The 16,476-nt window shown below is 62.2% G+C and carries 16 protein-coding genes and 1 other RNA gene; 9 read left to right on the forward strand and 8 right to left on the reverse strand.

What is annotated here, in order from left to right; translation table 11 throughout:
- Positions 1-123: 123 nt before the first annotated feature.
- Positions 124-345 carry a 50S ribosomal protein L31 gene (gene rpmE / locus MUO32_RS19575; protein ID WP_257950067.1) on the forward strand — a complete coding sequence of 74 codons (222 nt, stop codon included), beginning with the start codon at positions 124-126 and terminating at the stop codon, positions 343-345.
- A 129-nt stretch (positions 346-474) separates the two neighbouring features.
- Here the strand turns inward: rpmE and MUO32_RS19580 are convergent, their stop codons facing one another.
- The 3 genes from MUO32_RS19580 to MUO32_RS19590 all read right to left on the reverse strand — a co-directional run bounded on the left by MUO32_RS19580 (position 475) and on the right by MUO32_RS19590 (position 2,891).
- The gene (locus tag MUO32_RS19580; protein ID WP_257950068.1) at positions 475-993 is read right to left on the reverse strand and encodes a DUF1465 family protein; all 519 of its coding nucleotides are present in this window, start codon (positions 991-993) and stop codon (positions 475-477) included.
- 432 nt (positions 994-1,425) lie between these two features.
- Entirely contained in the window at positions 1,426-1,614 is a 189-nt protein-coding gene (locus MUO32_RS19585; protein ID WP_257950069.1) for a DUF1192 domain-containing protein, read from the reverse strand.
- Positions 1,611-2,891 carry an MFS transporter gene (locus tag MUO32_RS19590; protein WP_257950070.1) on the reverse strand — a complete coding sequence of 427 codons (1,281 nt, stop codon included), beginning with the start codon at positions 2,889-2,891 and terminating at the stop codon, positions 1,611-1,613. Before MUO32_RS19590 ends, MUO32_RS19585 begins: the two co-directional genes overlap by 4 nt.
- A 152-nt stretch (positions 2,892-3,043) precedes the next feature.
- Between MUO32_RS19590 and MUO32_RS19595 the strand changes: the two genes are divergently transcribed.
- Positions 3,044-3,199: a hypothetical protein gene (locus tag MUO32_RS19595; RefSeq protein ID WP_244762403.1), complete on the forward strand. Its 156-nt coding sequence runs from the start codon at positions 3,044-3,046 to the stop codon at positions 3,197-3,199.
- Between the two features lie 254 nt (positions 3,200-3,453).
- Here the strand turns inward: MUO32_RS19595 and pgk are convergent, their stop codons facing one another.
- The 3 genes from pgk to tkt form a co-directional block, all read right to left on the reverse strand.
- Complete coding sequence (pgk, locus tag MUO32_RS19600) at positions 3,454-4,653, reverse strand: phosphoglycerate kinase (RefSeq protein ID WP_257950071.1); 1,200 nt, start codon at positions 4,651-4,653, stop codon at positions 3,454-3,456.
- Between the two features lie 77 nt (positions 4,654-4,730).
- Entirely contained in the window at positions 4,731-5,732 is a 1,002-nt protein-coding gene (gene gap / locus MUO32_RS19605; protein ID WP_069061198.1) for a type I glyceraldehyde-3-phosphate dehydrogenase, read from the reverse strand.
- Positions 5,733-5,803: 71 nt separating this feature from the next.
- The gene (gene tkt, locus MUO32_RS19610) at positions 5,804-7,786 is read right to left on the reverse strand and encodes a transketolase (protein WP_257950072.1); all 1,983 of its coding nucleotides are present in this window, start codon (positions 7,784-7,786) and stop codon (positions 5,804-5,806) included.
- Positions 7,787-8,115: 329 nt separating this feature from the next.
- Between tkt and MUO32_RS19615 the strand changes: the two genes are divergently transcribed.
- The 6 genes from MUO32_RS19615 to MUO32_RS19640 all read left to right on the forward strand — a co-directional run bounded on the left by MUO32_RS19615 (position 8,116) and on the right by MUO32_RS19640 (position 13,624).
- Positions 8,116-8,388 carry a DUF4164 domain-containing protein gene (locus tag MUO32_RS19615; RefSeq protein ID WP_257950073.1) on the forward strand — a complete coding sequence of 91 codons (273 nt, stop codon included), beginning with the start codon at positions 8,116-8,118 and terminating at the stop codon, positions 8,386-8,388.
- A 75-nt stretch (positions 8,389-8,463) separates the two neighbouring features.
- On the forward strand, positions 8,464-8,835 hold the full coding sequence (locus MUO32_RS19620; RefSeq protein ID WP_257950074.1) for a cell division protein ZapA: 372 nt from the start codon (positions 8,464-8,466) through the stop codon (positions 8,833-8,835).
- A 51-nt stretch (positions 8,836-8,886) separates the two neighbouring features.
- A non-coding RNA gene (ssrS, locus tag MUO32_RS19625) (6S RNA) lies at positions 8,887-9,045 on the forward strand.
- A gap of 376 nt (positions 9,046-9,421) precedes the next feature.
- On the forward strand, positions 9,422-9,637 hold the full coding sequence (locus MUO32_RS19630) for a hypothetical protein (protein WP_257950075.1): 216 nt from the start codon (positions 9,422-9,424) through the stop codon (positions 9,635-9,637).
- A 165-nt stretch (positions 9,638-9,802) separates the two neighbouring features.
- Positions 9,803-10,006, forward strand: a complete 204-nt coding sequence (locus MUO32_RS19635) for a hypothetical protein (RefSeq protein WP_257950076.1) — start codon at positions 9,803-9,805, stop codon at positions 10,004-10,006.
- Positions 10,007-10,510: 504 nt separating this feature from the next.
- A complete protein-coding gene (locus MUO32_RS19640) occupies positions 10,511-13,624 on the forward strand; it encodes a putative Ig domain-containing protein (RefSeq protein ID WP_257950077.1) in 3,114 nt (1,037 codons plus the stop codon).
- A 51-nt stretch (positions 13,625-13,675) separates the two neighbouring features.
- Here MUO32_RS19640 and MUO32_RS19645 read toward each other — a convergent pair whose 3' ends face one another.
- Together MUO32_RS19645 and tal are read right to left on the reverse strand one after the other, a co-directional pair.
- Positions 13,676-14,152: a hypothetical protein gene (locus tag MUO32_RS19645; protein ID WP_257950078.1), complete on the reverse strand. Its 477-nt coding sequence runs from the start codon at positions 14,150-14,152 to the stop codon at positions 13,676-13,678.
- 80 nt (positions 14,153-14,232) lie between these two features.
- Entirely contained in the window at positions 14,233-15,195 is a 963-nt protein-coding gene (gene tal, locus MUO32_RS19650) for a transaldolase (protein WP_257950079.1), read from the reverse strand.
- A 288-nt stretch (positions 15,196-15,483) separates the two neighbouring features.
- Between tal and MUO32_RS19655 the strand changes: the two genes are divergently transcribed.
- Positions 15,484-16,470 carry a sugar-binding transcriptional regulator gene (locus MUO32_RS19655; RefSeq protein ID WP_257950080.1) on the forward strand — a complete coding sequence of 329 codons (987 nt, stop codon included), beginning with the start codon at positions 15,484-15,486 and terminating at the stop codon, positions 16,468-16,470.
- Positions 16,471-16,476 lie beyond the last annotated feature (6 nt).

Consider the following 16,476-nt stretch of genomic DNA (forward strand, 5'->3'; position numbering starts at 1 on the left):
TATAGGCTCGCCATCGAATTGGGAAGCCGCAGGTCCGACCGGCCGCGGCTTCATTTACGTCTTTGGCCCCGCTGCCGCAATGCGTTGCGACAAATGGCCCCCGGAACAGGCAGGAAGAGTGTCATGAAGGCTGATATCCATCCCGACTACCACGTCATCAAGGTCGTCATGACCGACGGCACCACGTACGAAACCCGCTCGACATGGGGTTCGGAAGGCGCAACGATGAACCTCGAAATCGATCCGAAGTCGCATCCGGCCTGGACCGGCGGCAACCAGCAGATGCTGGACCGTGGCGGCCGCGTTTCCAAGTTCAAGAAGCGCTTCGAAGGCCTCGGCCTCTAATCTGCGCTTCGCAGACGGTTTTGAAGAACCCGGCTCCGGCCGGGTTTTTTGTTGCCTGCAGTCCCGCTGATTCTCGAAACAAAAAACCCGGCCGAAGCCGGGTTTCAATCTGCGTTCTGTCTTTCCCGCTCAGCTGTTGCCGAAAGCGGTCTGCAGCAGGTTGATCTGGGCCTGCACGCTGTTCTGGTTGTCAGGTGCGAAGGCCTGGACGTCCTGCGGACGGTAGATTTCGCGGTCGAGCAGGGCGATGCGGTTCTGCAGGCGCAGCGAGCGTTCGATGAGGTCGCGGAAGGCTTCCGGCAGGTCGTTCCAGCCGGGCGCGGTCTTGTCGACGTTGAAGCTGTCGAGACGGACCTTGTTCTTTTCCGACAGCACCTGGTCGCGGCTCATCTCGCCATTGTTGACGGCGCGCTGGAGCAGCAGCCAGGAGGCCATCTGCATCAGGCGGGTGGTCAGCCGCATCGATTCTGCCGCATAGAGCACCGAGGCCATGCGGGGCAAGACCTTGGAGGCCTGGCGGCCGACGCCGTCGAGATAGCTCGCGGTTTCCTCGACGAGACCCATGCCCTCAGCGTACAGGGACTTGAATTGCGCCGACGACGCAACGTGGCCAGCAAAGCTGACGGTATTCAATCCTCTTTCGGACATGGTTTTATCCCTGTTGAACGCACGACTTGCAGGTAATGGAGGATCGGCTCATTCGGTTCCGAGCCGCCTTTTATGTCTTGAGGATGATCCCATAACCTAATTCGCGCAAGGGCATTCTTAATAAAGGGTTAATCTCCACAATTCTTTCGGGACAGTGCACAGGAGGATGCGCGCGCAAATAAAAAAAGAGCCGCGGAAAGCGGCTCTCAAGGTAAAACAGGGAGAAAAATCAGACCGATACCCCAAAGGGCGAAAATGTCTGAACCCGGAAGGACCGGATAGGCAAGTAATAACGTGTAAGGCTTAATGGCCGGTTAACTCTATTGTTGTTTTGCCTTGTTCTGTGTTTTTTCGGCAAGGCTGCGGCAATATGCGCCGGTTTTTTGGCGCATTGTCCGACGCCGAAGCGGTCTCGCTTCGGCTGGAAAGGCTCTAGCGGAACAGGCTTTCCGCCGCCGAGCGGCTGGCGCCCTTTTTTGCCTTCTCCGATTCGAGACGCACGATTTCGGCCTTGAGGAGGTCGATTCGCGCGGAAAGCTCGTCGACCGAAAGCAGCGAGAGGTCACTGCCGATGTCATGGACTGTCTTCTTCAGCGGGCGGTCGTCATCGAAGAGGCTCATGCGGTCTCATTCCCCTGTTGCTCGTCGGCAGCGGCCTGCTGCTGGGGCAGGGCGCGCGGTGAAAGCTGGAGGCTTTCCGGCGTCATCAGCGTGCCGGGGTTGATCGTCGTATAGGCATCGCGCATTTCGGCCGGCTTTGCGGCGCGGCGCTGGCTGCGGAAAATGGCGTAGGCGGTGATCAGGATATGCGCCCAGCAGGTGACGAGGAACAGTGCATAGGGGCCGATGGCCGACATGATCGGGCCGCCGAGCGTGGGGCCGATGATCGTGCCGATGCCGTAGAGGAGAAGCAGGCCGCCGGAGACCTTCACGAAGTCTTCGGGGCTGGCGAAGTCGTTGGCGTGGGACACGGCGATCGGGTAGAGCGCGTTGGCCATCGCACCGTAAAGGGCGGTCAGCACCAGCAGCACGGTCACGTTGGCCGGCTGGAAGACGAAGAGGGCAAGTCCGGCGGCGGCGGCCACGGCCGAGAGCGCGGCGAGCACCATGCGCCGGTCGATCCGGTCGGACATGCGGCCGGCCGGCAACTGCATGACGGCGCCGGCGAAGATCGCCACGCTCATCATGGTCGCGATCATGCTGGAGGAAAGCCCGACCTGGGCGCCGAACACGGCGCCGAGCGTGCCGAAGGCGCCGTTGGAAATGCCGATCAGCACGATGCCGACACAGGCGATCGGCGAGGTGCGGAAGAGTGCCGGGATATCGAGGCGCACCTGCTTCAGCGGCTGCGGCGAGGCCGCGGTGGAGAGCGTCGTCGGCAGCATGGCGAAGCAGTAGAGAATGCCGGCGAACATGAAGAGGATCGGCGTCGTCACGTCGCCAAGCGCCACCGTCATCTGGCCGCCGACGGTGCCGATCAATGTGATGGCGATGTAGAGGGAAAAGATCAGGCCACGGCTCTCGTTGGTGGCGCGTTCGTTCAACCAGCTCTCGATGATCATCGAGGTGCCGGCAATCGAGAAGCCCGTCACGGCACGCAGCACGATCCACCAGACGGGATCGACCAGAATACCGCTCAGGAGCGCGATGATGGCGATGAGCGAGGCGAAGCCGGAAAAGGCGCGCACATGGCCGATGCGCTTGACGATGGTCGGTGCGAGCAGGCAACCAAGAACGAAGCCGGAGGCCCAGGACGTGCCGAGCAGGCCGAGCATCGTGGTCTCATAGCCTTCAAAGGCGCCGCGCATGGGAAGCAGCAGGCCGTGCAGGCCGTTCCCGAGGAACAGGAACAGCGTGCCCATGAGCAGTGCGAAGACGGATATGAGGTTATTGCGCATGTGATTTCCGCAGGTTCGCCGATGCAATAGGAATAGCGCGCCTCACGCCGATTGCCAGATGCAAAGGCGACATGGCGCATGATTTTCAACCCTTGCGCTGATCGCTTGGAAAAGTGTCTGAGGTGTGACAGGAAGGGCCAGGAAAGGCCACCATGTCGAAAATCCTCCCTGTCCTCCTGCTCGCCGTCATGCTGCTGCATCTCATCCGCCCCATCGGCCTGCCGGGGTTGAGACGGCGCGCGGATTTCTGGAAGATCGCGGTCGTCGCCATTGCGTTGATGATGCTGACGGTACTCATCCGGCCATAGGCGCCGGGCATGGACTGAAACGCAAAAGGGCCACCCGAAGGTGGCCCCCATGAGGTTTGGTCCGGCGTGGACCCGGGCCTTTGGGCCCGCAGGAAGGTGGGGTCAGAACGAGGGCTGCCTCGTTTCATTCACCACAATTCCCATGCCCGAAGCCAAGACCGAAATCTCATTAGACATTGGATCACCTTCCTTTCTGTTCGTTGATACTGACTGGAAATGTAGGCGATCCGTGACGAAGCGCAAGTCCCCCGCCGTTATTTCTGCTGGCGCAGGATGTCGACGCCCGGAAGCGGCTTGCCTTCCATCCATTCCAGGAACGCACCGCCGGCCGTCGAGACATAGGTGAAATCGTCGGCGACGCCGGCATGGTTGAGGGCTGCCACCGTATCGCCGCCGCCGGCGACGGAGACGAGCTTGCCGGCCTTGGTCTCAGCGGCCGCGTGCCTGGCGGCCGACACCGTCGCGGTGTCGAAGGGGGCGATTTCGAAAGCGCCAAGCGGGCCGTTCCAGACGAGCGTCGAAGCGCGGGAAATCCACGTATTGACGGCTTCGATGGTCTTCGGGCCGACATCGAGCATCATGGCGTCGGCCGGAATGGCGTTGACGTCGACCACTTCGTTTTTGGCATTGGCTTTGAATTCGCGCGCGACGACGCCGTCTTCCGGCAGCACGATGGCGCAGGTCGCGGTCGCAGCCTCGATCATGATCTGCTTGGCGGTTTCGGCAAGATCATGCTCGCAGAGCGACTTGCCGACATCGGTGCCGCGGGCGGCGAGGAAGGTGTTCGCCATGCCGCCGCCGATGACCAGCGCATCGACCTTCTTCACGAGGTTCATGAGGAGATCGATCTTGGTGGAGACCTTGGCACCGCCGACGATGGCGACGACCGGGCGGTTCGGGTTGCCGAGGCCCTTTTCCAGCGCTTCGAGTTCCGCCTGCATGGTGCGGCCGGCATAGGCGGGCAGCAGATGGGCGAGGCCTTCGGTCGAGGCATGCGCGCGGTGCGCGGCGGAAAAGGCATCGTTGACATAGAGGTCGCCGTTGGCGGCGAGCGCTGCGGTGAAATCGGGGTTGTTCTTCTCTTCACCCTTGTGGAAGCGGGTGTTTTCGAGGAGCAGGATGCCGCCGTTGTCGAGCGCTGCGATGGCGGCCGCGGCCGTCTCGCCGACGCAGTCGGAGGCGAAATGCACCTTCGTGCCGAGCACCTCGTTCACCGCCGGCAGGATCTGCTCCAGCGACATGTCGGCGACGACCTCACCCTTCGGGCGGCCGAAATGGGCGAGCAGGATGACCTTGGCGCCCTTCTTCGACAGTTCGAGAATGGTCGGGGCGACGCGCTCGATGCGGGTTGCGTCCGTTACCTTGCCGTCCTTGACCGGCACGTTGAGATCGACGCGGACGAGCACGCGCTTGCCGGTGATGTCGGTGAGGTTGTCGAGGGTCTTGAAGGTCATGGCGCGGCTCCGAAAGTCTGGTGTCTGGTCAAGAAAAAACACCCGGACATCGCTGCCCGGGTGTTTCGCATTTTTGCTTAGATCAGCTTGCCGAGGGCAACAGCCGTGTCGGACATGCGGTTCGAGAAGCCCCATTCGTTGTCGTACCAGGACAGGATGCGAACGAGGTTGCCGTCGAGAACCTTGGTCTGGTCGGCAGCGAAGTTCGAGGAGTGGCTGTCATGGTTGAAGTCGATCGAGACGAGCGGGCCCGTGACGTAGTCGAGGATGCCCTTCAGTTCGCCTTCGGCGGCGGCCTTGATGGCAGCGTTGACTTCGTCGGCCGTGACATTGCGCGACGGCACGAACTTCAGGTCGACGACCGAGACGTTCGGGGTCGGAACGCGGATGGCCGAACCGTCGAGCTTGCCGGCGAGCTGCGGCAGCACGAGGCCGACGGCCTTGGCAGCGCCCGTCGAGGTCGGGATCATGGACAGGGCTGCGGCGCGGGCGCGGTACAGGTCCTTGTGCATGGTGTCGAGCGTCGGCTGGTCACCCGTGTAGGAGTGGATCGTCGTCATGTAGCCCTTCTCGATGCCGAAGGCCTTGTCGAGAATGTAGGCGACCGGCGCCAGGCAGTTCGTGGTGCACGACGCGTTCGAGATGACCAGGTCATCCTTGGTCAGCGTGTTGTGGTTGACGCCGAAGACGATCGTCTTGTCGGCATTGTCGCACGGTGCGGAGACGATGACGCGCTTGGAGCCGTTGGCGAGATGCGCGCCAGCCTTTTCCTTCGTCGTGAACAGGCCGGTGCATTCGAGCGCGATGTCGACATCGCTCCACGGCAGTTCCTTCGGATCGCGGATGGCGGTGACGCGGATCGGGCCACGGCCGACGTCGATCGTGTCGCCGGAAACGGTGACGGTGCCGGGGAACTTGCCGTGGACGGAATCGTAGCGAACGAGGTGCGCGTTGGTCTCGACCGGGCCGAGGTCGTTGACGGCGACGACTTCGATATCGGTGCGGCCGGACTCGACGATGGCGCGGAGCACGTTACGGCCGATGCGGCCAAAACCGTTGATGGCAACTTTCACAGTCATGTGGGGTCTCTCCCTATGGATAATCTCTAGGCGACGTCAGGGCGCGACGGGAGGCCGCGCCCGACAGACAATCAGGCGAGCTTGGCTTCCGCAGCGGCGACGACAGCTTCCGGCGTGATGCCGAAATGCTTGTAGAGTTCCTTGTAGGGACCCGAGGCGCCGAAGGAGGACATGCCGACGAAGATGCCGTCCGAACCGATGAAGTGATCCCAGCCCTGGCGGATGCCGGCTTCGACGGCGATCTTGACCGGCGAGTTGCCGATGACGGCCTGCTGGTAGGCTTCCGGCTGCTCGGCGAAGAGCTCGACGCAGGGAACGGAAACCACGCGGGTCGAGATGCCCTTGGCCGACAGCGCCTGCTGGGCCTTCACCGCGATCTCGATTTCCGAGCCGGAGGCGAAGATCGTGACCTTGGCGTCGCTTGCCGAGACGAGATCGTAGGCACCGCGCGCCGAAAGGTTTTCTTCCTCGTATTCCAGGCGCACCGGCATCAGGTTCTGGCGGGTGAGCGCAATCGCCGACGGGCGGTTGTGGCTCTCGAGCGCAAGCTGCCAGCACTCTGCCGTTTCCGTGGCGTCGGCCGGGCGGAAGACGAGCAGGTTCGGGATGGCGCGCAGTGCCGCCATGTGCTCGACCGGCTGGTGCGTCGGGCCGTCTTCACCAAGACCGATGGAATCGTGCGTCAGGACGTGGATGACGCGGATACCCATCAGCGCAGCAAGGCGGATCGACGGACGGCAATAGTCCGAGAAGATCAGGAAGCCGCCGGAGTAGGGGATGAGGCCGCCATGCAGCGCCATGCCGTTCATGGCGGCAGCCATGCCGTGCTCGCGAACACCGTAGTGGATGTAACGACCGGAGAAGTCGGTCGGCGTGATCGACTTGGTCTGGCTCGTCTTGGTGTTGTTCGAGCCGGTCAGGTCGGCCGAGCCGCCGATGGTTTCGAGCAGCACGCCGTTGATGACTTCCAGCGCGTCTTCGGAGGCCTTGCGGGTCGCCGGGTTCGGCTTGGTTTCGGCAAGCTTCTTCTTGTAGGCGGAGATGGCCGAATCGAGGCCGCTTTCGAGGTCGCCGGCGAAGCGGCGGACGAACTGCGCCTTCTTCTCGGCGTCCGTCTTTTCGAGGCGGGCGTCCCATTCCTTGTGGGCCTTGGTCGAACGAAGACCGGCGAGGCGCCAGGCGTCGAGCACGTCGGACGGAACCACGAAGGCTTCCGATTCCCAGTTCAGCGCCTTGCGGGTGGCGGCGATTTCTTCCGCACCGAGCGGCGAACCGTGCACCTTGTGCGTGCCGGCCTTGTTCGGCGCACCGAAACCGATGGTCGTCTTGCAGGCGATCAGGGTCGGCTTGTCGGACTTTTGGGCTTCTTCGATGGCGGCAGCGATCGCCTCCGGATCATGACCGTCGACGGCGATCGTGTGCCAGTGCGAGGCGCGGAAGCGGGCGTGCTGGTCGGTCGAGTCGGCAATCGAGATCGGGCCGTCGATCGAGATGTTGTTGTCGTCCCAGAACACGATCAGCTTGTTGAGCTTCAGGTGGCCGGCGAGCGAGAGTGCTTCCTGGCTGATACCTTCCATGAGGCAGCCGTCACCCACGATGGCGTAGGTGTAATGCTCCATCAGGTCGGCGCCGAATTCGTCGCGCAGCTTGCGCTCGGCAATCGCCATGCCGACGGCATTGGCAATGCCCTGGCCGAGCGGACCGGTGGTCGTCTCGATGCCGGCGGCGTGGCCGTATTCCGGGTGACCCGCGGTGCGCGAGCCGAGCTGGCGGAAATTCTTGATCTCGTCGATCGTGATGTCCTCGTAGCCCGTCAGATAGAGCAGCGAGTAGAGGAGCATCGAGCCGTGGCCGGCCGACAGCACGAAGCGGTCGCGGTTCGGCCAGGACGGCGTCTTCGGATCGAAGGAGAGAAAGCGGGTGAAAAGAACCGTTGCGATGTCTGCTGCGCCCATGGGCAGGCCGGGGTGACCGGAGTTCGCCTTTTCCACGGCATCCATGGAAAGGAAGCGAATTGCGTTCGCCATCCGGTCGTGTTTTTCGCGAGAGATCATGACTGTTCCGTATTCTTCGGAGTGTTGGGCCCGATGCCTTTTGGAGCATCGGTTAGGAAGCGGGAGACACATAGCAGGTGCGCCGTCGGAGTCAACGAATTCGGCCGTTTTTCCGGCCTTTGCGGGTCAATTCCGCCGCCTTTTGCGGCCTTTGCGAAAAGGTGTCGCAGGCGCGCTTTGCAACCCGCCGAGCGGCTGATCCACAACGGGTTTCGGGCGTAGCGGGCCGCGCTGTTGACGCTCATGCCCGCAGTTGAATACTGTCAAGGTAAGAGAACCGGCGCTGGCGGCGGCGATTCGCGTTTTTTGAGAGTGCCGGTGAAGGCTTTATGACCAACGGGGAAACAGTTCGGGCAGCGATCGAGGAGCTTCGCAAGGCGCTCAGCAATCTCGACAATGCGCTCGACATGCGCTTCGACCGAGAGCGCGATCACGGCGAGGTGGAAGGCGAAGTGCGGCGGGTGAACACCGACCGCTCGCGGCTTGCCCAGGAACTCGACCAGTCCGAATTCCGTGCCAACCGGCTGGAGGAGGTCAACCGAGAGGTTTCCCGCCGGCTCGTGACGGCGATGGAAACCATCCGGGCCGTGCTCGACCGTTAGAGTAGCGCATTTCCGGGCGCAAACCGCTTCACACTTTTGCTGGAAATGCTTTAATCGCAAGCAGAAAGAATCCGCATGGCACAGGTAACCGTACAGATCGATGGCAAGGCCTATCGCATGGCTTGCGAAGAGGGCCAGGAGGCGCATCTCGAAGAGCTCGCCGCCGGCTTCGATCAGTATGTCGGGCACTTGAAAAGCCAGTTCGGCGAGATCGGCGACCTGCGCCTGACCGTCATGGCCGGCATCATGGTGATGGACGAGCTGAACGACGTGAAGCGCCGGCTGGGCAAGCTGGAAAAGGAAGCCGAAGAGCTGCGCAAGGGGCGCGAGGGCGTGATGGGCGAGGTTTCGCGCAACGAAGAGGCGATCGCCCAGGCGCTCGGCGATTTGACGAGCCAGATCCAGGGCATGGCCGCGAAACTGAACGGCAAGCCGCCAGTCAACTGACATCACGCGATTGCCACTGGCGAAGCACACGCTTTCGTCCTATATGTGAGATGCGGTCTGCGCTTCCCGACAGGAACCACAATCCCTGGGGCCATACTCGATCCAAAGGGAGCTGTCCCTGGCCAGGCCCGTGGGCTTGGACATATGGCGCCCACCTACGTTTGTAGGCACCCAGGATCGTAAACATCCATCGGTCGCCGTGGATCGCACTTTTTCTTATGTTTCGATGATTTCGACTGAGCGTTAGGCTTTGACGCCGATTTTCATGCCGGTGTCGAGGTTGACCGGTCGAAACACGGTAAATCAGTATCGCCTTTATCGTCGAGCCAAACACCCTTTGACATGCGCCGGTTTCACGGCACTCAGATTGAGGCGCGCTCCTGAGGCAATCGTGATTTCCGGGAGGCACTTCGCCGTCTGCCCTCCCGTTCAAGCGTTTCGGAGCGTCAGTCGATCGACCGGCAATATGTCTTTGTTAATAGCGCCAGCCAGCGCACACTCCTACATTATGCGTATCGGCAGCATGCGAGCGCCACAACCATTCAAAAAAGCGCTGATGTTTTCGCTGACAAGTCGGGAGATTGCCATGCACTCGACGCACCTTCAGCCGGAAGAATTGTCTGCGGTAAAGCAGGTTTACGACGATATCGTTGCGGAAGACTGGTTTGATGACAACGAGGATGCGCGCTCGTCGTTCGCGCGCTACCTGATCGAGACGTATTCGATTGATTCAATCGAACCGGCGCGGTTCCGGACGATCGTGGAAGGTTCGGCGCGCATGCACTACAGCCGCACGAGATAAGAGCCATCCGGGGGTGGGATGGAGGACCCGGTGTCAGCGATGATGTCGGGTCCTTTTCGTTAGACACACGCCAATATTCGCGTATGGTTGCACTACCGGTCGCCGATGCAACGGGCGCGACCATGAGAGTTCGATAGCTTTCGCCCCGGTATTGGAGGTGAGGCTATGTCGCGTAGCTCTGTTGTACTTTTCGCAGAAAACAAAGAGTGGTCGGTCATCGTCATTGAGGACGGTGGCGAGTCTCGTCATCCCTTCCGTCTTCACAAGCATGCAGCCAGTTTCGCGGACGGACAGCGTGTCCGGCTCGGCTTTCCGCTTATCGATTTCGCGGCTTGCGACAACGCCAATCTGCCGGTCGAAGCGAGATAGTTTGACATGTCCACGGGGGACGCAAAGAAAGGCGCGGCTTGAGTTTTGCGTAGTCGCGTCTTTCTGGATGCTTTGTGGAAACCAGATGCTTGCCATGCTCGATCCAAGGGCAGCTTTCCTCTGCCGGGCTCGTGGGCTTGGGCATGTGCTGTCCACTAAGTTTGTAGGCACCCAGATCGCAGATCTCCATCGCCGGTGTTGATACGCTTTTCCTCCAGAGATTTTAGTCGGCGTGGGCCGATAGGCCTTTGGCAAGGACATGCCAGCATGCGATGTGTCACGGTCATTTTGCCGATCGGTAGAACGCCCGCCGCAGCGTATCAAAATCCCATGAGGTCACGGCGCCGTCGGCTCCGGCAGATTTTCTTTAGAAGAAACCGGCTTCTCTACTCGTATGGGTAATGCGGTTTCTTCGAAGCCTGTGTAGGGTTGCGTGAGGGACTATGGCCAGCGGGGCGCGAGGCGCAGCCACGCTGAATTCGCTATCAGGGGGAAACGGCAGCGATGGTGATCACAAGCGGCACGCTCAGCAAGGTCAATACCGGTACGGCATCTTCCAGGCAGTTTCCGCATGTCACGGGGCTTGCGGACGGCGGGTGGGTCGTTACCTGGGAATCCGATAAGCCGGACGCGTCCGGCCTCGATATTTCCCAGCAGGTCTATAACGCCGACGGCACGAAACAGGGTGGCGAAACACGAGTGAACACCTATACGGCACTCGACCAGTACGGGCCGCAGGTGATCGCGCTTTCGGATGGTGGCTGGGTCGTCACGTGGTTCGGTTCCGGTGGCGCCCGGCAGCAGGCCTATCGTGCGGACGGCGCCGTCAGGGGCGCGGAAACCCGAATCGATACCGAGAGCTTGCTTGGTGCCCAGACCACAGCCCTTTCGGACGGTGGCTGGGTCGTTACCTGGGAGCGCCCTTCCGGAGGAGCCTCCTCCGACTACGACGTCTACCAGCAGGCCTTCCGTGCCGACGGCACGGCGCGGGGCGGCAAGATCCTGGTCAACACAGCGACCAGCGGCGACCAGCTGGCGCCGCAGATCACGGCCCTTTCGGATGGTGGCTGGGTCGTCATGTGGTCGTCCACCGAGGGATCGACTGATTCCGGTCCGCTCGACACGGACATCTATCAGCGGGCTTACCATGCCAACGGCACGGCGCGCGGGGTCGCGGTGCGGGTCAATACCCATACGGCGGACTTCCAGATCGGCACGCAGATCACGGCCCTTTCGGACGGCGGCTGGGTCGTTACCTGGATGTCTTCCGATCTGATCGCCGATGAAGTCGGCATCAACCAGCAGGTCTACAACGCCAACGGCACGAAACAGGGCAATGAAGTCCAGGTCAACTCGGTGGCGATCAGCCTGCCGGAGGTGGCGGCGCTGCCGGACGGCGGCTGGGTCGTCGCCTGGCTGGCATTGGAGGGCCTCCGACAGCAAGCCTACAATGCCAACGGCACAAAGCAGGGTGGGGAAGCCACTATCACCACCGATGGCGTAGATCCGCAGATCACGGTGCTTTCGGACGGTGGATGGGTGGTCACCTGGATCAATTTTGAAGCAGGGGGAAGCACCGACATCTACCAGCAGGTCTTCAACGCCGACGGCACGCTCCACGGCGGCAAGACACGGGTGAGTTCCGGGGGATTGGACGACGACTACAGTCCGGAGATCACGGCGCTTTCGGATGGCGGATGGGTGATCACCTGGACCGTCGACGGGGCGCGTGGGGAGGGCGTATACCAGAGAACCTTCTGGCTGAACGACGCGCCGATCGGCAAGGACATCGCGGTGCAGACGGCGCAGGAGGCAAAGCCCTTCTCCTTCACGGTGCCTGCCGGCACCTTTGCCGATCCCGATGCGCTTGACGCGCTCACCTACAAGGCCACGCTTGCCGGCGGCGGCGCGCTGCCGGACTGGCTGCATTTCAACGCGGCGACCCGCACCTTCTCCGGTACGCCGCACAAAAGCGACGTCGGTGGGCTCTCCGTGCGCGTCACTGCGACCGACAAGGGCGGCCTGTCCGTCAGCGAGGTCTTCACGCTGACGGTCAAGAACCTCAACGATGCGCCGGCGCTGCCGGCAAACATCACCGCCGGGACGTTCGAAAACGCGTCGGTCCTCATCGATGTGCTGTCCGCCGCCTACGACGATGACGGCGACAAACTCAGCATCCTCTCTGCGTCCGTCCGTTCCGGCTTCGGCAGCGTGTCGATCCGGGCGGACGGCCGACTGGTCTACGATCCCACGACGGCGCCCAACCAGAACATCGCGGCGAACGAGACACGCTCCGTGATCATTCGCTACACCGTTTCCGACGGCCATGGCGGCAAGACGACGGCCGACGTAACGGTGACGGTCAAGGGTGTCGAGCCCGACATCTTCAAGGGCACGCCCGGCAATGACAGCCTGAAGGGCAGCATTCATGGCGATATCCTCTATGGCTATGCCAGCGCCGACCTGCTCAACGGCAGGACGGGCGCCGACCGGATGGTCGGCGGCAAGGGTGACGACACCTATTTCGTTGAAAATGCCAGGGATACGGTGGTCGAGACGGCCGGCGAGGGCACGGATCTCGTCAGGGCCTCCATCACCTATGCACTCACCGCGAATGTCGAGAATCTGAAGCTGACGGGTCTGGCGAAGATCAACGGTACGGGCAATGGCCTTGCCAATGCCATCAGCGGCAATGCCGCCGCCAACACGCTCGACGGCAAAACGGGCGCCGATCGCATGGCGGGCGGTAAGGGCAGTGACATCTATGTCGTCGACAATGCAAAGGACAAGGTCGTCGAATGGACGGGTGCCGGCACGGACCTCGTCAAGGCTTCGGTCAGCTACGTGCTCTCCGCCAATGTAGAACATCTGACGCTCATGGGAACGGCGGCCTCTGGCACGGGCAACAGCCTTGCCAATGTCATCATCGGCAATGCCGCCGACAATGTGCTCAATGGCAAGGCAGGGGCCGACCGGATGGTCGGCGGCAAGGGTGACGACATCTATGTCGTCGACAACGCAAAAGACAAGGTCGTCGAAAAGGCGGGAGAGGGGACCGATCTCGTCAGGGCTTCGGTGTCGTACGCCCTTTCGGCCTATATCCAGAAACTGACGCTCGTAGGCTCTGCGGAGATCAACGGGACCGGCAACGGCCTCAACAACATCATCGTCGGCAACCGTGCAGACAACACGCTGAACGGTAGGGGCGGTGCCGATACGCTGAGGGGCGGTGCCGGTGACGACACGCTGATCGGCGGCAACAGTGGCGGCAAGGACAAGCTTTACGGCGGGTCGGGCGCCGACACATTCGTCTTCGTCGCGGCGCAGGGAGCGGCTGCCGTCGCAGTCGGTAACCGTGACGCGATCGACGATTTCTCACGCAAGCAAGGCGACAAGATCGACCTGAGCGCAATCGACGCCAACGCGAAGACAGGGGCGAGTGACGCCTTTACCTTCATTGCGACCGAACAATTTCACAACAAGGCGGGCGAGCTTCGCTATGTGCTCAAATCCGGGGACACGGTCATCCTGGGCGACACCAATGGCGACGGCAAGGCGGACTTCGGCATCAAGCTCGACCTCAGTCTGGCGATGAAGGGAAGCGATTTCATTCTGTAGCGCTGCGAGGCTGAAGAGTGGATTCCGGTTTTCGTGGCGGTGAAGCGCCCTTCAGATTTGCAATCGCTCGATCCGCTGGAACACGCCTTTGATCGTGCGGCCTTGACCGCGGATCGGCTCGATACGCATCAGCAGGATCAACTCGTCGGCGTCGTTTCGGCGAAGCTTGATGTCGAAGCTTTTGCCGGAATAGGTCTTGCGCGTCCCCCGTTTCCAGAAACCGGCGCCGTCGGCCATGCCATCGCCGGAGGTCTCCGCGATGGCGCTCCAGTCGTTGTTTGCGATGACCCGGAGCGAGGTGCCGGACTGGTGAATGGTGAGGCGGCAGGTCGCACACTCGCCGGCATTCGAGGAGACCTGCTGCCATTCGCCGTGGAAGGTGCCTTCGGCGGCGGCCGGCGTGGTGAAGCCCGCCAAGCAAAACGCAAGGATTGCCGCCAGAAAATGCCTCATGCCAAAACCCTTTCGCCGCCTCGTTTGTTGTAATCTAGGCGAGCATGGCTGGCTTCGCGAGGCCGGCTGGAGCATTTGAATTTCCATGGTTAAGCGGCAAAAAACAAAGGCCGCCCCGAGGGCGGCCTTTGTTTTTCCGAAGCTGTCGGCAAGCCTTATGCGGCGGCCTTCAGTTCCTTGTCGATCATGGCGCGCAGGCTGCCGAGGTCTTTCGCGAAGGCGCGGATGCCTTCGGACAGCTTTTCGGTGGCCATGGCGTCTTCGTTCAGCATCCAGCGGAAGGCCTTTTCGTCGACCTTGACCGGCGAGACCTTGGCAAACTTCTCCGGCGAGAGCTTGCGCTCCAGCGTGCCTTCTGCCGCGTCGAGCTCTTCGAGCAGCGCCGGGCTGATGGTCAGGCGGTCGCAGCCGGCAAGCGCTTCGATCTCGCCGGTGTTGCGGAAGGAGGCGCCCATGACGATCGTGTTGATGCCGTTGGACTTGTAGTAGTCGTAGATCGCGCGGACCGACAGCACGCCCGGATCTTCCTCGGCCGTGAAGGTCTTGCCCGAGGCCTTGACATGCCAGTCGAGGATGCGGCCGACGAAGGGCGAAATGAGGAAGACGCCGGCATCGGCGCAGGCGATCGCCTGGGCCTTGTTGAAGAGCAGCGTCAGGTTGCAGTCGATGCCGTCCTTCTGGAGCACTTCCGCGGCGCGGATGCCTTCCCAGGTGGAGGCGAGCTTGATGAGGATGCGGTCGCGGGCAATGCCGCGCGCTTCGTAGGCCTTGATGATCTCGCGGCCCTTGGCGATGGAGGCTTCTGTGTCGAAGGACAGGTCGGCATCGACTTCCGTCGAGACGCGTCCGGGCACCAGCTCTGCGAGGGCGGCACCCACGGAGATGGCGAGACGGTCGGCAACGGCCGAGACGACGCCGTCACGGTTTCCGCCCTGCGACTGGCCCCAGCGGATGGCCTCGGCGACGGTATCGGCAAACATCGGCGTGCCAAGCGCCTTCAGGACGATGGTGGGGTTGGTGGTGCAATCGACTGGCTTCAGGCGGCGCACGGCTTCGATGTCGCCGGTGTCTGCCACGACGGTCGTCATCGTGCGGAGTTGTTCAAGCTTGGATGTCATATCCGAAATCCCGAATGGTTGTTGCGGGCCGGTTTCCTTGGAAACGCCGGACCCTCCTCCATGTTCCCTGTGAAAGCGCACCCGGCGACCGTGCTTCCTGTTTCAGCCGCCGTGTGCACTGGCACAACCAATCTTCCGGCGGAATTGCGCCAGCTGATCTGAGGCGGACTATCATCGTTTCCAGGGGCGAAAGTCAAGCACTTTTGCACAATCTCCTGAACATATGTCGCATTTCTGGTTTGCTGTGCTAAGCTGCCCTCAGAGCGATTGCAGACAGATGGAGGCGACGTGGCCAGGCTCCGGCGCGACACACATACGGCCTATTCGGAATCGGCGGCCCTGAGGCTCAGGGCCGCCTGGCTCTATTACAATCAGGGCCTCACGCAGAAGGATGTGGCAGAGAAGATCGGCGTCAGCCGCACCACCGTCGTGCGCATGCTCGACGAGGCGCTGAAGCGCTCGGAGGTGCAGATCTGGATCAACGAAGGCGTCGGCGACTGCGTCGAGCTCGCCGTGCGGCTGGAAAAGGCCTATGGCCTCGACGAGGCCGTCGTGGTGCCCGCGGCCGCGAGTGCGGAGGCGACCGCCAAGGGTGTCGGCCTCGCGCTCGGCCAGTTCCTCACGGAAGCCATTCCGGACGATTGCACGGTCGGCGTCGGCTGGGGGCGGACGCTGACGGCTTCGCTTGCCAGTTTTCGCCCGGCACGGCGCGAACGGGTAAAGGTGGTGTCGCTGCTCGGCGGCGTCGTCGAGGCGCACCACATCAATCCAATCGAATACACCTGGCGGCTGGCGAGCCAGCTTGGGGCGGAGTGTTATCTCTTTCTTGCGCCGCTGCTCGTCGATTCCCGCGAGACCAAGCGCAGCCTCATCGAGAAATGCGGCCTGAGGACCCTGTTCGACCTGGCGGAGAACATGGACATCGCGGTGGTGAGCTGCGGCGATATCGGACCGCGTGCGAGCTCGCTCTCGCGCGATTTCATTGCCCGGCACGAGCTGGAGGAACTGATCGCGGCGGGCTGCGTCTGCGATACGATGTGCAATTTTCTCGATGCGGAGGGCCAGACGATCGACCATCCGATCCGCCACCGCGTCATGTCGATCGATCTCGATACGGTGAAGAAGGCGCGCCACATCGTATTGGTTTCGGGCGGCGCGCACCGGGCACCCGCCATCCGCGCCACGATCCGCCGCATCGGCTGCAACACGCTGATCACCGATGAGGGGGCGGCATTGGCGATGCTGCGGCTTGCGGAGGCCGCTGCCGCGGCGTGAAACATC

This window comes from Shinella sp. CPCC 101442 (assembly GCF_024704725.1).
Lineage (GTDB): Bacteria > Pseudomonadota > Alphaproteobacteria > Rhizobiales > Rhizobiaceae > Shinella.